The 13,135-nt window shown below is 71.7% G+C and carries 15 protein-coding genes; 11 read left to right on the forward strand and 4 right to left on the reverse strand.

Features of this window, described 5'->3' with window-relative positions; translation table 11 throughout:
* Window positions 1-60: 60 nt before the first annotated feature.
* On the forward strand, window positions 61-672 hold the full coding sequence (locus RBJ77_RS26295) for a hypothetical protein (RefSeq protein ID WP_372347303.1): 612 nt from the start codon (window positions 61-63) through the stop codon (window positions 670-672).
* A 49-nt stretch (window positions 673-721) separates the two neighbouring features.
* Window positions 722-2,080, forward strand: coding sequence for an MFS transporter (locus RBJ77_RS26300; protein ID WP_372347304.1), 1,359 nt, complete (start codon window positions 722-724; stop codon window positions 2,078-2,080).
* On the opposite strand, the gene RBJ77_RS26305 is transcribed toward RBJ77_RS26300, so the two are convergent.
* Complete coding sequence (locus tag RBJ77_RS26305; protein ID WP_372347305.1) at window positions 2,077-2,316, reverse strand: hypothetical protein; 240 nt, start codon at window positions 2,314-2,316, stop codon at window positions 2,077-2,079. The genes RBJ77_RS26300 and RBJ77_RS26305 overlap by 4 nt on opposite strands.
* Window positions 2,317-2,383: 67 nt before the next feature.
* On the opposite strand from RBJ77_RS26305, the gene map reads away from it, so the two are divergent.
* Both map and RBJ77_RS26315 read left to right on the forward strand, forming a co-directional pair.
* Entirely contained in the window at window positions 2,384-3,256 is an 873-nt protein-coding gene (gene map / locus RBJ77_RS26310; RefSeq protein WP_372347306.1) for a type I methionyl aminopeptidase, read from the forward strand.
* A 188-nt stretch (window positions 3,257-3,444) separates the two neighbouring features.
* The gene (locus RBJ77_RS26315) at window positions 3,445-4,095 is read left to right on the forward strand and encodes a heme oxygenase (biliverdin-producing) (RefSeq protein WP_372347307.1); all 651 of its coding nucleotides are present in this window, start codon (window positions 3,445-3,447) and stop codon (window positions 4,093-4,095) included.
* A 94-nt stretch (window positions 4,096-4,189) separates the two neighbouring features.
* On the opposite strand, the gene RBJ77_RS26320 is transcribed toward RBJ77_RS26315, so the two are convergent.
* Complete coding sequence (locus tag RBJ77_RS26320) at window positions 4,190-4,846, reverse strand: PhzF family phenazine biosynthesis protein (protein WP_372347417.1); 657 nt, start codon at window positions 4,844-4,846, stop codon at window positions 4,190-4,192.
* 224 nt (window positions 4,847-5,070) lie between these two features.
* On the opposite strand from RBJ77_RS26320, the gene efeO reads away from it, so the two are divergent.
* Genes efeO through RBJ77_RS26340 form a run of 4 tightly spaced genes read left to right on the forward strand, consistent with a single transcriptional unit; the run spans window position 5,071 to window position 9,412 of the window.
* Complete coding sequence (gene efeO / locus RBJ77_RS26325; protein WP_372347308.1) at window positions 5,071-6,228, forward strand: iron uptake system protein EfeO; 1,158 nt, start codon at window positions 5,071-5,073, stop codon at window positions 6,226-6,228.
* A 39-nt stretch (window positions 6,229-6,267) separates the two neighbouring features.
* Window positions 6,268-7,539: an iron uptake transporter deferrochelatase/peroxidase subunit gene (gene efeB / locus RBJ77_RS26330; RefSeq protein ID WP_372347309.1), complete on the forward strand. Its 1,272-nt coding sequence runs from the start codon at window positions 6,268-6,270 to the stop codon at window positions 7,537-7,539.
* A 3-nt stretch (window positions 7,540-7,542) separates the two neighbouring features.
* Window positions 7,543-8,388: an iron uptake transporter permease EfeU gene (gene efeU, locus RBJ77_RS26335; RefSeq protein ID WP_372347310.1), complete on the forward strand. Its 846-nt coding sequence runs from the start codon at window positions 7,543-7,545 to the stop codon at window positions 8,386-8,388.
* 37 nt (window positions 8,389-8,425) lie between these two features.
* Window positions 8,426-9,412: a hypothetical protein gene (locus RBJ77_RS26340; RefSeq protein WP_372347311.1), complete on the forward strand. Its 987-nt coding sequence runs from the start codon at window positions 8,426-8,428 to the stop codon at window positions 9,410-9,412.
* A 100-nt stretch (window positions 9,413-9,512) separates the two neighbouring features.
* Here the strand turns inward: RBJ77_RS26340 and RBJ77_RS26345 are convergent, their stop codons facing one another.
* A complete protein-coding gene (locus tag RBJ77_RS26345) occupies window positions 9,513-10,235 on the reverse strand; it encodes a bifunctional DNA primase/polymerase (RefSeq protein ID WP_372347418.1) in 723 nt (240 codons plus the stop codon).
* A 135-nt stretch (window positions 10,236-10,370) separates the two neighbouring features.
* On the opposite strand from RBJ77_RS26345, the gene RBJ77_RS26350 reads away from it, so the two are divergent.
* Window positions 10,371-11,222: a glycerophosphodiester phosphodiesterase gene (locus RBJ77_RS26350; protein ID WP_372347312.1), complete on the forward strand. Its 852-nt coding sequence runs from the start codon at window positions 10,371-10,373 to the stop codon at window positions 11,220-11,222.
* On the opposite strand, the gene RBJ77_RS26355 is transcribed toward RBJ77_RS26350, so the two are convergent.
* The gene (locus RBJ77_RS26355; protein ID WP_372347313.1) at window positions 11,200-11,868 is read right to left on the reverse strand and encodes a TetR/AcrR family transcriptional regulator; all 669 of its coding nucleotides are present in this window, start codon (window positions 11,866-11,868) and stop codon (window positions 11,200-11,202) included. The two genes, RBJ77_RS26350 and RBJ77_RS26355, sit on opposite strands and share 23 nt — an antisense overlap.
* 136 nt (window positions 11,869-12,004) lie before the next feature.
* Here RBJ77_RS26355 and RBJ77_RS26360 point away from each other — a divergent pair, with 136 nt between their 5' ends.
* Together RBJ77_RS26360 and ddaH are read left to right on the forward strand one after the other, a co-directional pair.
* Window positions 12,005-12,187, forward strand: coding sequence for a DUF6243 family protein (locus RBJ77_RS26360; RefSeq protein ID WP_372347314.1), 183 nt, complete (start codon window positions 12,005-12,007; stop codon window positions 12,185-12,187).
* A gap of 118 nt (window positions 12,188-12,305) precedes the next feature.
* Complete coding sequence (gene ddaH / locus RBJ77_RS26365) at window positions 12,306-13,118, forward strand: dimethylargininase (RefSeq protein ID WP_372347315.1); 813 nt, start codon at window positions 12,306-12,308, stop codon at window positions 13,116-13,118.
* The last annotated feature ends 17 nt before the right edge of the window (window positions 13,119-13,135 follow it).

Raw genomic sequence — 13,135 nt, forward strand, 5'->3', positions numbered from 1 at the left:
ACGGGCGGTCTTCCGGCGAACGCAGCCTCCGGGGACGGTGCGTGGGGCACCATGCGCGCCATGGACGCCGTACGAGTAGCGCTGCTGCGCGAGGTCCTCGCCGGTACGGAGTGGCCCGCCGCCACCCGTCGTCTCGCGGGGGCGCTGCGCTCCTCGGTGGGTGCGCACGGCGGCGGGCTCCTGCTGGTGGGCACCGAGGAGTACGAGCCCTGGCACCTGGCGGCGCACCTGGTCGACGAGGCGGCCTGGTCCGGTACGCCCGAGCTGTCGCCGACGCTGGTGCGCCACGCGGCGCGGCCCGGCGATCCGGCGCACCTCGCGGTCGGTCTCGGCCGGCTCGCGGCGGCCCGGCGCGGCGAGACGCTCCTGGTGGTGACGCCCGACGCGGTGGGCGCTCCGCTGCTGGAGCGGGTGCACGACGCCCGCCGGTCGGGGGCGACCGTGCTCGCCCTGGACGCGGGCCCCGCCGACAACTCCGATCTGCACGCGCTGGCCCACGACGCGCTGACCGTGCCCGGTGACACCGACCTCGATCTCGACACCGTGCAGCACCTGGTCAGCGCGGCGGCCGGGGAGAACGCGATGCCGGCGCCGCGCAGCCGGCGCCGGTTCCGCGACCGTCTGTCCCGCCTCGCGGACCAGCTGACGGCGCCGCCGCCGGCCCGCTGGTGAGACAAATCCGCTCGACAGGGCCGTCCCGGCCGACCGAGCATGGGCGCTTGTGTCCCGAAAGCTCTCCGCGCTGCTCCCCGACCTGACTCCCTGGCGATCCGTCCGGGACTTCCGGCTGCTCTGGGTGCAGGGCCTCGTCACGTACTTCGGCAGTTTCATGGCGATGGTCGCCCTGCCGCTCCAGATCAAGGACCTGACCGACTCGCCGCTCGCGGTCGGCGCGATGGGCGCGGTGGAGCTGGTGCCGCTGGTGGTGTGCGGGCTGTACGGCGGGGCGCTCGCCGACGCCGTCGACCGCCGCCGGGTGATCCTGTGGACGGAGGCGGGCCTCGGCTGTCTCGCGCTCGTCCTGCTGGTGAACGCCCTGCTGCCGGACCCGCTGCTGTGGCCGCTGTACGTCGTGGCGGCCGCGGTCTCCGGACTCGCGGGCCTGCAACGCCCGGCGCTCGACTCGCTGATCGCCCGGATCGTCCCGCACGACCAGCTGCCCGCGGCCGCGGCCCTCAACTCGCTGCGCTGGAACGTGGGAGCGATCGCGGGCCCGGCCCTCGCCGGTGTCGTCGTCGCCTACGCGGCCCACGCCTGTGCGTACGCCGTGACGGTCGTCGGCTTCGCCGTCTCGGTGTCCCTGTGCACGCGCCTGGCGCCCGCCCCCGCCTCGCACGACGCGACGAAGCCGTCCCTGCGCTCGCTGGCCGAGGGGGCGCGGTACGCGTGGTCGCGGCCGGTGCTGCTGGGCACGTACGCGATCGACATGGCGGCGATGTTCTTCGCGTTCCCGAACACGGTCTTCCCGTTCCTCGCGGACGAGCTGGACGCGGACTGGTCGCTCGGGCTCATGTACGCGGCGGGCGCGGTCGGTTCGCTGCTGTGCTCGCTCACCAGCGGCTGGACGTCCCGCGTGCACCGGCACGGACTGCTCGTGGTGGGCGGCGCCGCCGCGTGGGGCCTGGCCGTCGCGGCGGCCGGCTGGTTCTCGAACGTCTGGCTGGTGCTGCTCTGCCTCGCGGCCGCCGGGGCGGGCGACATGGTCAGCGGCCTGGGCCGCTCCACGATCTGGAACCAGACGATCCCGGACGCGCTGCGCGGCCGTCTCGCCGGCATCGAGGTCCTCTCGTACAGCGTCGGCCCGCAGCTGGGTCAGCTCCGCGCGGGCGCCGCGGCCGGCTGGACCGGCACCCGATCGGCGATCTGGTCGGGCGGCGTGGCCTGTGTCGCCTCGGTGGCGGCGCTGGCGGCCGTGCTCCCGAAGATCCTCACGTACGACGCCAGGACCGACGAGCACGCCGAGGCCGGCGCGACGAGCACGCGGCGGCCCTGCGGGCGGCCGGCGGTCGGTCCGCGGCCTGAGGCACCCGTGCCGCGGGGGCGGCCGGCTTCGCGCCGGCCGCCCCCGCGTCCTGTCTAGTCCCGGGCGTCGTCGTCCTCGCCGCGCGCGGCGACGTCGTGCCACCGCGGGTCGTTCTCCCACTTGAGGTTGCGCTCGTGGGCGGTGGCCATCGCGTGCTCCGCCTCCTCACGGGACGCGTACGGTCCGAACCGGTCCTTGGCGGGGCACTCGGGCCCCTCCTCGACCTTCTGGTGCTCCAGGCAGTAGTACCACTCGCCCGGCTTCCCGACGGTCCGCTTCTTGAACAGGGCCACGACCGACTCCTCTCCTCAGAACGCTCATGGCCATGGTCCCCCACTGCCGCTCGTTACACTCGCTGGCATGTCTGGCCAGTCGCAGTCGTCGCCCGCGCTCCTCGTACCGGGGGAACAGTCCCCCCTCCGCACCGTGCCCGGGAACATCCGGCGCCCCGAGTACGTCGGCAAGCCCGCGCCGACTCCTTACAAGGGCCCCGAGGTGCAGACCCCGGAGACGATCGAGGCGATGCGGATCGCCGGGCGGATCGCGGCGCAGGCCATGGCCGAGGCGGCCAAGGCCATCGCGCCGGGCGTGACCACGGACGAACTGGACCGGATCGCCCACGCGTACATGTGCGACCACGGCGCCTACCCCTCCACCCTCGGCTACCGCGGCTTCCCCAAGTCGCTGTGCACGAGCGTCAACGAGGTCATCTGCCACGGCATCCCCGACTCCACGGTGCTGCGCGACGGCGACATCATCAACCTCGACGTGACGGCGTACATCGGCGGCGTGCACGGCGACAACAACGCCACGTACCTGGTCGGCGACGTCGACGAGGAGTCGACGCTGCTCGTCGAGCGGACGCGCGAGTCGCTGAACCGCGCCATCAAGGCCGTCAAGCCGGGCCGCCAGATCAACATCATCGGCCGGGTCATCGAGTCGTACGCCAAGCGCTTCGGCTACGGGGTCGTGCGTGACTTCACGGGCCACGGCATCAACTCCTCGTTCCACAGCGGCCTGATCGTCCCGCACTACGACAGCCCGCACGCGACGACCGTGATCCAGCCGGGGATGACGTTCACGATCGAGCCGATGCTGACGCTCGGCACGTACGAGTACGACATGTGGGCCGACGGCTGGACCGTCGTGACCAAGGACCGCAAGCGCACGGCCCAGTTCGAGCACACGCTGGTGGTCACGGAGACCGGCGCGGAGATCCTCACGCTGCCCTAGGGCCGACAGTCCCTGGTCCCGGCCCGCCCGCCGACACAGCCCGCCCCCTTCGAGGGGCGGGCTTTCTCTTTGCGTTCCTCTTTACGTTCCCTTGATCGGGAATCCGGGTACGTTTTTACCGACAGGATGTCGGGAAGCTGTTATGTTAGGTAAGCCTAACCTACCTAGAACTCGCCGGCGGAGGCCCCATGGACACCCCGTTCTCCACTCTGATCCGCACTGCCTCGCACGAGCAGCACACCGAGGCGGAGACGTCGACGTTCATGAGCGACCTGCTGGGCGGGGCGCTGGGCGTGGACGCCTACGCGCGGTACACGGAGCAACTGTGGTTCGTCTACAAGGCACTTGAGGACGGCACGGAGCGACTCGCGGACGACCCGGTCGCGGGCCCGTTCCTCCAGGCGGAACTGCTGCGCGTGCCGGAGCTGGAGCGCGATCTGGCACATCTGCGGGGCGCGGACTGGCGCGAGCGGGCCACGGCGCTGCCGGCCACGGCGGCGTACGCGGCGCGGGTCGAGGAGTGCGTCCGGAGCTGGCCCGCCGGATACGTGGCGCACCACTACACCCGTTACCTGGGCGACCTGTCGGGCGGCCAGATCATCCGCGACAAGGCGGAGAAGACCTGGGGCTTCGCGCGCAAGGGCGACGGGGTGCGGTTCTACGTGTTCGAGCGGGTGGGGAACCCGGCGGCGTTCAAGCGGGGGTATCGCGAGCTGCTCGACCGGATCGGCGTGGACGAGCTGGAGAAGCAGCGGGTGGTGGCCGAGTGCAAGCGGGCTTTCGCCCTGAACACGGGGGTGTTCAGGGCGTTGGGTGAGGAGTTCTCCTCGGCCGCGTAGGTCTTGAGCCGTGCCGGGGCCGGGGCCGGGGCCGCGGGGCTCCGCCCCGGACCCCGCTCCTCAATCGCCGGAGGGGCTCACGGGGCGGAGGGGCTCACGGGGCGGAGGGGCTCGAAAGGCGGACTCGCCCGCCGACCTCCACGAAGCCCTCCGGCTGCGGCGCCGTCAGGATCTGGGAGCCGCGGCCCTGGCGGATGTTGAGCGCCCGGCCGAGGCGGTCCGTCAGCAGCAGGGCCGCCGCTCCGGTCGCCTCGTCCTCGGTGATCCCGTCGTCGCGGCCGGGAAAGGCCCGGGCCCGGACCCGGCCCGCCGCCTCGTCCTCCCAGGCCCACGCGTAGATCCACTCCCCCGGCGGCGGCACCGGCAGGGCGTCCACGTCGGCGACGGACGCGTACTGGCGCAGCGTGCGCGGCGGGGCCCACTCGGCGCGCGCCTCGATCCAGCTGAACTCGCCGTCGAGGCGCGTCGCGACGACGCCCGCGGGGACGACCAGTTCGGGCACGTCGAGCAGCCAGGCCGAGCCGACGCAGGGGTGCCCGGCGAAGGGCAGCCGCAGGGTCGGCGTGTAGATGTCGATGACGCCCCGCTCGGGGTCGTCGACGAAGACGGTCTCGCTGAAGCCGAGCTTGCCCGCGAACGCCTGCCGTTGCTCGCGGCCGGGCAGCCGGGTTCCGTCGCGTACGACGCCGAGCTCGTTGCCGTGACGGCCGTCGGGGCCGCAGAAGACGCGCAGTACGTCGTAGCCACTCATGTCGTTCACGGGGGCAGTGAACCACGCCCGAGGCGCCGCTTGACCGTCCTTTGACCAACCCCTGGGTCGTCCGAGGGTCGCTCGTATCCGGGTCGCGACCAGGCGGTTTTCATGAGAGGTGAATCACGGATCGGACGGGTAGCACTGAGGTAAGCCTCATATAAGTTAGGGCCGCCTAACACCGAGCCGTAGCAGATCAAGCTGTGTACTTCCTTGGAGCCCGCATGCGAGCCGTCCGCTTCTCCGTCGCCACCGCCGTCGCCACGGTGGCGGCCCTGACCGTCGTCACGGGCTGCACCGAGAAGAGCGACGCCAAAGCCGGCGGCTCCGGTGCCATCAAGGTGACCGCCACCGACGACAGCTGCAAGGTGTCGAAGACCGAGTTCCCGGCCGGGCACGTCGAGCTGGCCGTCGAGAACAAGGGGTCCCGGGTCACCGAGGTGGAGATCCTCTTCCCGGACGACCGGATCGTCTCCGAGCGCGAGAACATCGGCCCCGGCACCAAGCACACCCTGACCGCCGAGGTGAAGAGCGGCGACTACCGCATCGCCTGCATCCCCGGCATGAAGGGCAAGGGCCACCGCCAGGACGTCACCGCCACCGGCGGCAAGGCCGCGGCCAAGCGCGACCCGCGCCTGGACGCCGCCGTCGCCGCCTACCGGCAGTACGTGCAGGCGCAGGCCGACGAGACGCTGCCGAAGGTGAAGGACTTCACGGACGCCGTCCGCAAGGGCGACCTGGACGCCGCGAAGAAGGCGTACGCCACCTCCCGGATCGGCTGGGAGCGCACCGAGCCCGTCGCCGAGTCGTTCGGCGACATCGACCCGAAGGTCGACGTCCGCGAGGACGGTCTCGAGGAGGGCCAGGACGTGAAGACGGACTGGACCGGCTGGCACCGCCTGGAGAAGGCGCTGTGGGCGGACAAGAAGATCGGCTCGCGGGAGAAGGAGCTGGCCGATCTGCTCGACAAGGACCTCCAGGACTGGCAGCAGCGGGTCGGCAAGGCCGAGATCACGCCGACCTCGATGGCCAACGGCGCCAAGGAGCTGCTCGACGAGGTCGCGACCGGCAAGGTCACCGGCGAGGAGGAGCGCTACTCGCACACCGACCTCGTCGACTTCAAGGCCAACGTCGAGGGCGCCGAGAAGGCGTACACGCTGCTCAAGCCGGTCGCGTCGGAGAACGACGCCGCGCTGACCAAGGAGCTCGACAAGCAGTTCGCGGCCCTGGACACGCTGCTCGACAAGTACCGCGAGGACAAGAGCGGCTACGAGTTCACCTCCTACGACAAGGTCGGCAAGGCGGACCAGAAGGAACTGTCGGACGCGGTCAACGCGCTGGCGGAGCCGCTGTCGAAGCTGGCCGCCGCGGTCGTCAAGTAGTCCGCAGCCGTGAGCACGAACCACGAGGAGAGGGCCGCCATGCCGGACGAGACCTCCAACTCACCCGCCGCGCCCGGGCGTTCCCGGCGTTCCCTGCTCGCCGTCGGCGGTGCCGGGCTCGCGCTCGGCGCGGCGGCGGCGGGCGGCGCGGTCGCGCTGACCCGCTCCGACAGCGGTGACGACATGGCGCCGGCCGCCGAGTCGGGCGGCGCGGTGCCGTTCCACGGCGCGCACCAGGCCGGCATCGCGACGGCGGTGCAGGACCGGCTGCACTTCGCGGCGTTCGACGTGAGGACCGAGGACCGCGAGGAGTTCGTCCAGCTGCTCAAGGACTGGACGAAGGCCGCCGCCCTGATGACGGAGGGGCGCGCGGTCGGCGAGGGCGCGTACGGCGGGCTCGCCGAGGCACCGCCGGACGACACCGGTGAGGCGCTCGGCCTCAAGCCGTCGCGGCTGACGCTGACCATCGGCTTCGGCCCCTCCCTCTTCGAGAAGTACGGGAAGGCGTTCGGGATATCCGGCCGCCGGCCCGAGGCGCTGGTGGAGCTGCCCAAGTTCCCCGGCGACAACCTCGACAAGGCGCGCAGCGGCGGCGACCTGTGCGTGCAGGCCTGCGCCGACGACCCGCAGGTCGCGGTGCACGCCATCCGCAATCTGGCCCGGATCGGCTTCGGCAAGGTCGCCATCCGCTGGTCGCAGCTCGGCTTCGGCAAGACGTCGTCGACCACGCCGGACGCGCTGACCCCTCGTAACCTGATGGGCTTCAAGGACGGCACCCGCAACATCGCGGGCACCGAGACGGACCGCCTCGACCGGCACGTGTGGGCCGACGGCCCCGACTGGATGAGCGGCGGCTCGTACCTCGTCGCCCGGCGGATCCGGATGAACATCGAGACCTGGGACCGCACCTCGCTGCAGGAGCAGGAGGACGTCTTCGGCCGGGACAAGGGCGAGGGCGCGCCGGTCGGCAAGGCGAAGGAGCGCGACGAGCCGTTCCTGAAGGCGATGAAGCCGGACGCGCACGTGCGGCTCGCGCACCCGGACGCCAACCACGGGGCGACGATCCTGCGCCGCGGCTACTCGTTCACCGACGGCACGGACGGCCTCGGCCGTCTCGACGCGGGCCTGTTCTTCCTCGCGTACCAGAAGGACGTGCGCAAGGGGTTCATCACGGTGCAGCGGAACCTGGCGACGGACGCCCTCAACGAGTACATCCAGCACGTGGGTTCGGCGGTGTTCGCGGTCCCGCCGGGAGTGCGGGACGACAAGGACTGGTGGGGCCGCGGGCTCTTCGACGGGAAGGCGAGCTGAGCGATGTTCGCGAACTATCTGATCGGGCTGCGCGAAGGACTGGAAGCCAGCCTCATCGTCTGCATCCTCGTCGCGTACCTGGTGAAGACCGGGCGCAGGGACGCCCTGAAGCCGGTGTGGCTGGGCATCGCGGTCGCCGTGTTCGTGGCGCTCGCGTTCGGCGCGGGCCTGGAGTTCGGCTCGCAGGAGATGACGTTCAAGGCGCAGGAGGCGCTCGGCGGTTCGCTGTCGATCGTCGCGGTGGGCCTGGTGACGTGGATGGTGTTCTGGATGCGGCGCACCGCCCGGCACCTGAAGACGGAACTGCACGGCAAGCTGGACACCGCCCTGCAGATGGGCACGGCGGCCCTGGTCGTGACGGCCTTCCTCGCCGTCGGGCGCGAGGGCCTGGAGACGTCCCTGTTCGTGTGGACGGCGGTGCACGCGACCAGCAACGGCACGACGGAGCCGGTGGCCGGCGCCCTGCTCGGCCTGGCCACCGCGGTGGTCCTCGGCTGGCTGTTCTACCGGGGCGCGCTCCGCATCAACCTGGCGAAGTTCTTCACGTGGACCGGCGGCATGCTGGTCGTCGTGGCCGCGGGCGTGCTCGCGTACGGCGTGCACGACCTCCAGGAGGCCGACTTCATCGGCGGTCTGAACGAGCTGGCCTTCGACATCAGCTCGACGATCGCCCCCGACGGCTGGCTGGGCACGCTCCTCAAGGGCGTCTTCAACTTCCAGCCCGACCCGACGGTCCTCCAAGTCGTCGTCTGGTTCGTGTACTTGGTGCCGACGCTGACGCTGTTCTTCCTGCCGGCCGGGCTGCTGTCCCGCAGGGCCGAGGCAGTGCGCGCTTCCTCTTCCCGGTAGGGTTCGCCCCCGGGAAGGGGAAGGTGAAGTCATCGTCATGAGCAAGGTCATGAACAGGCTCGGCAGGCCCGCCGTGACGGCGGCCGCGGCGGTCGTGCTGTCCCTCACGGCGAGCGGGTGCGTGACCGTGCACGGGGAGCTGGAGATCGTCCCGACGTCCACGAAGGCGGAGGCCGCGCGCGCTCTGGACACCTTCGTGACGGCGTACAACAAGGCGGAGAAGTCCTACGACAGCTCCGCCGACGCCAAGTACGTCACCGGGGCGCTCGGCGCGATCGACGCCGCCAAGCTGAAGGCGGGCCGCACGCTCCACCCGGACGGCAACCCGAAGCACACGGAGCTGAAGCTCACCGACACCCGCTTCACGGTCCCCAAGAAGGCGGGCTGGCCCCGCTGGTTCGTCGCGGACTCCGACAACAACCGGCTGGCCGGCTACCGCTGGGTCATGGTCTTCACCCGCGACGACGTCAGCGAGCCGTTCGCGGTGTCGTACCTGACGCTGTTCCGCGACGGCAAGGTGCCGAAGTTCAAGACGGACGGGGACGGCTGGGGCGAGGCCGTCACCCCGGACGCGGGCGGGCTGGCGGTGCCGCCGGCCGACCTCAGCAAGAAGTACGCGGACTACCTGGACCCGAGGAGCGAGGCGGCCGACGGGTTCGCGGACGGGCAGCACACCACGCAGTGGCGCGCGTCCCGCAAGAAGAACGGCACCCGGCCCGGGCTCTCCACGCAGTACATCGACGAGCCGCTGGTCTCCGGCGACTACGCACCGGTCGCGCTGCGCACCGAGGACGGCGGGGCGCTGGTGTTCTTCGCGACGCGGCGCTACGAGAAGCAGACGGCGTCGCCGGGTTCGGACCTGCCGGCGATCGGCGCGAGCGTGAAGGCGCTGATGACGGGCGAGCCCAAGCAGTCCGCGACGTACGGGTACGTGTCGAACCAGGCGGCGTTCGACCCGCCGGGGTCAGGGGACGTGGACGTGCTGGCCCGGGTCGAGGGCATCACGACGGCCGAGGGGTCGTGACGGCCGAGGGGTCGTGACGGCCGAGGGGTCGTGACGGCCGACGGATCCCGACGGCCTTACGAGTCCTGCCGGCCTACGAGTCCCTACGGCCCGCGAGTGCCTACGGCCAGGCGGACGTGAAGTCGGGCTCCGCTCCCGCGTAGCGCGAGCAGGCGTCCGTCAGGGCCTCCAGGAGGGTGAGCGGGTCGGGCAGCGGATACTCGGGCCCGCGCACCCACTCCACCGCCCGGTCGCCCGGCAGTCGGGCCGGCGGGACCAGGACGTACGAGCCGCGGCAGTGCCAGCGCATGCCGGGGTGTTCGTCCATCGTCTCGGGGTGGCAGTCCAGCTCGCAGGGCCACCACTCGTCCTCGTCCTCCGGCGTGCCGCGCGTCGCCGTGAAGAAGAGCATCCGGTCGCCGCCGGACTCCGCCACGGGGCCGACCTCGACGCCGGTGGACAGGAGCCGCTCCAGAGCCTCGCGGCCGGCTTCCAGGGGGACGTCGAGGACGTCGTGGACCATGCCCGTCGCGGTGATGAAGTTGGCCAGCGGCTGGTGCCTGGCCCAGCGCTCGATCTGGGAGCGGTCCGTCGTGGACTGGGTCTGCCAGGCGAACGAGACGGGGTGCCTGCCGGGCGTGGGACAGCCGATCCGGTTGCACGAACATCGGTAGTCGGCGGGGTGCGCGGCGGGGGCGAGGGGCAGTCCGGCGGCGGCAGCGGCGAGCAGCAGTGACTCGCGGTCGGCGTCGGCTCCGGTGTCCTTCGGGCTCCGGGCGGCCTGCAGCCACTGGGAGATCCTGCCCAGACCGGTGCGTTTGCCGCCGTTGTGCTCCGCGCCCATAAATCCCCTCACCATCGCCGTCGTGCCGAGTGCCGGTGGGTCCCGGACCACCATGGTCCCACCATCGAGCGCCGCCAGAGGCCACAGGGTGTCATTGCCGTATTTGCGGGTATTTGTACCCCTACCTTGGTCGCCATGGTCACTTTGGTGAGCAGGACCGTACCGATCATGGGCCTCGCGGGCGCCCTCTCCCTCACCGGTCTGGCGTTCGCGCCCCCGCTGGAGTGGGGCAGCGGCCCGCTGACCGTGGACGCCCTCCCCCGCGTCACGTACACGGCGCACCGCGGCGGCGCCCTGGAGGTGCCGGAGAACAGCATGTCCGGGCTCGCGGCGGCCTTCGACCGCGGCACCGCGCAGGTCCTCGACTTCGACACCCGGATGCTGCGCGACGGCACCCTCGTCGTGATGCACGACGCGACCCTGGACCGGACGACCTACTCGGGCGGCCTGGTGCGCGATCTGGACCGGCGGGACTGGGAGGGCGTGCGGCTGCGGCCGGAGGCGTCGCTGCCGGGCGGCTGGCGGTCCGAGCGGCCGCCGACGGTCGCGGAGGTGCTCGACCGGTTCGGCGGCCGGATCGTGCTGATGCTGGAGGCCAAGGACCCGGACAGCCTGGAGGGGCTCGCGCGGCTGATCCGCTCGCGCGGCCTGACCCGCTCGGTCCTGGTGAACTCCAACCACCCGGCCGTCGCCGAGCGCGCGCACCGGCTCGGCCTGATCTCCCAGCTCTGGCGCTCGGCGCGGCAGATGCGGAGCGACCGTCCGGCGGCCTGGGCCCCGTACGTCGACGTGCTGGACATGGACCACAAGGCGCGCGACGCGGATCTCGTACGGGCGGTCAGGTCGGGCGTCCCGCGGGTGTGGGCGCACACCGTGAACACGCCCGCGGACCGGGACCGGGTGCTGCGGCTCGGCTGCGACGGGGTCATCTCGGACGCGCCGGGGCTGCTGGCCGCGACGGCGGCTACTTCTTCGGGCGGGCGCTGATCCCGTAGAGGGCGTACTCGACGAGCTTGTCCGCGTACGCGTGGTCGAGCGGGCCGGTGAGCTGGAGCCAGCGCTGGGCGAGCGGTGCGGCGAAGAGGTCCCGGGCGATCTCGGGGTCCACGTCGACGCGGACCTGGCCCGCGTCCTGGGCGGTGCGCAGCCGGGTGGCGTACTGGTCGAGGCCGGGCATGAGCAGCTTCTCGATGAAGTCCGCGGCGAACTGCGGGTCGGCGACGCCCTCGGCGGCGAGCGCGCGGGCCGGGGCCTCGAAGCGGGGGTCCTTGAGCTCGTCGACGGTGGCGCGCAGCACGAGCTTGAGGTCGGCCTCCAGGTCACCGGTGTCGGGGAAGCCGTTCGCGTCGACCGGTGCGCCGGGGTGCTTCTCGGCGGCGGCGCGCGCGTTCTGCTCGTTGAGGTCGATGAAGGCCTCCATCAGGACCTCGGCCTTCGAGCCCCACCAGCGGTAGATCGTCTGCTTGCCGACCCCGGCGCGGGCGGCGATGCCCTCGATGGTGGTCCGGGCGTACCCGATCTCTCCGATGAGGGCGAGGGCGGCGTCGTAGATCGCGCGGCGCGAGCGTTCGCTGCGGCGGGCGGAGTCCGGGGGCGTCTTCTTGGCGGCGGTGCTGCCTGTCGTGGCTGACATGGTTCGAATGTAGCAGCGGGCGAACCGAGACGTCCCGTCTCGTAAAAGGTTGACAAGACGCTCCGTCTCGTCCAGAGTGGACGCAATACCGAACAAGACGAGACGTCTCGTTCAAGGATGCTGAAGAGGAGTGCACATGTCCCGAGGTGGAGCAGGCGGAATGCTGGGCGTCGGCGGTACCCGCAGCAATCTCTCCCGCAAGGCGTTGCGGGGCGGCGGCCGGGGCGGGCAGGTCGGCGGCGGGGTCGATCCCGTGGCACAGAAGCGCGAGTTGTTGCGGAAGTTGCAGGAGAAGCGCGGCTCGGCCGACGTCTCGTGACCGGGTACCACGGTGAACCACCCGTTCGGTTCACAGCCTTGAGGGCTCCTCCGACCGCACCATGGGCGACAACAGCCCCTGCGGTCGTGAGGAGCCCTCATTGCGTAAGCCGCGTTCTGTGGAACGGCGCGCCACACCCCGGCGCTATCTGATGTGCCCACCGGCGCACTTCAAGGTCACGTACTCGATCAATCCCTGGATGGACCCGACGAAACCCGTCGACGTCCCCCTCGCCGTCGCGCAGTGGGAAGACCTGCGCGACCGGTACCGCGCCCTCGGCCACGGCGTCGACGTGCTCGACCCGCGCCCCGGTCTGCCCGACATGGTGTTCGCCGCGAACGGGGCGACCGTGGTCGACGGGCGGGTCCTCGGGGCCCGGTTCGCCCATCGCGAGCGGGAGCCGGAGGCGGTCGCGCACCTGGAGTGGTTCCGGGCGCACGGGTACGCCGACGTCTGCGAGCCGGTGCACGTGAACGAGGGCGAGGGAGACTTCGCCGTCACCGCGTCGTACGTGCTGGCGGGGCGCGGGTTCCGGGCGTCTCCGCTGTCGCACGGGGAGGCGCAGGAGTTCTTCGGGCGGCCGGTGATCGGGCTCGACCTGGTCGACCCGCGCTTCTACCACCTGGACACGGCGCTGGCCGTCCTCGACGACGCGGCGGACGAGGTCATGTATTACCCCGGGGCGTTCTCCGCGGGGAGCCGGGAGGTGTTGCGGCGGATGTTTCCCGGCGCGCTCGTGGTGGCCGAGGCCGATGCGATGGCCTTCGGCCTGAACGCGGTGTCGGACGGGCGGAACGTGCTTCTGCCGCAGGCCGCGGTGGGGGTGTTCGAGCCGTTGCGGGAGCGGGGGTTCGTGCCCGTGGGGATGGATCTGGGCGAGTTGTTGAAGGGGGGCGGAAGCGTGAAGTGCTGCACGCTTGAGCTCCGCTGAACGGGGGGCATCTCGCC

The organism is Streptomyces sp. KL116D (genome assembly GCF_030766975.1).
Taxonomy (GTDB): Bacteria; Actinomycetota; Actinomycetes; order Streptomycetales; family Streptomycetaceae; genus Streptomyces; species Streptomyces longispororuber_A.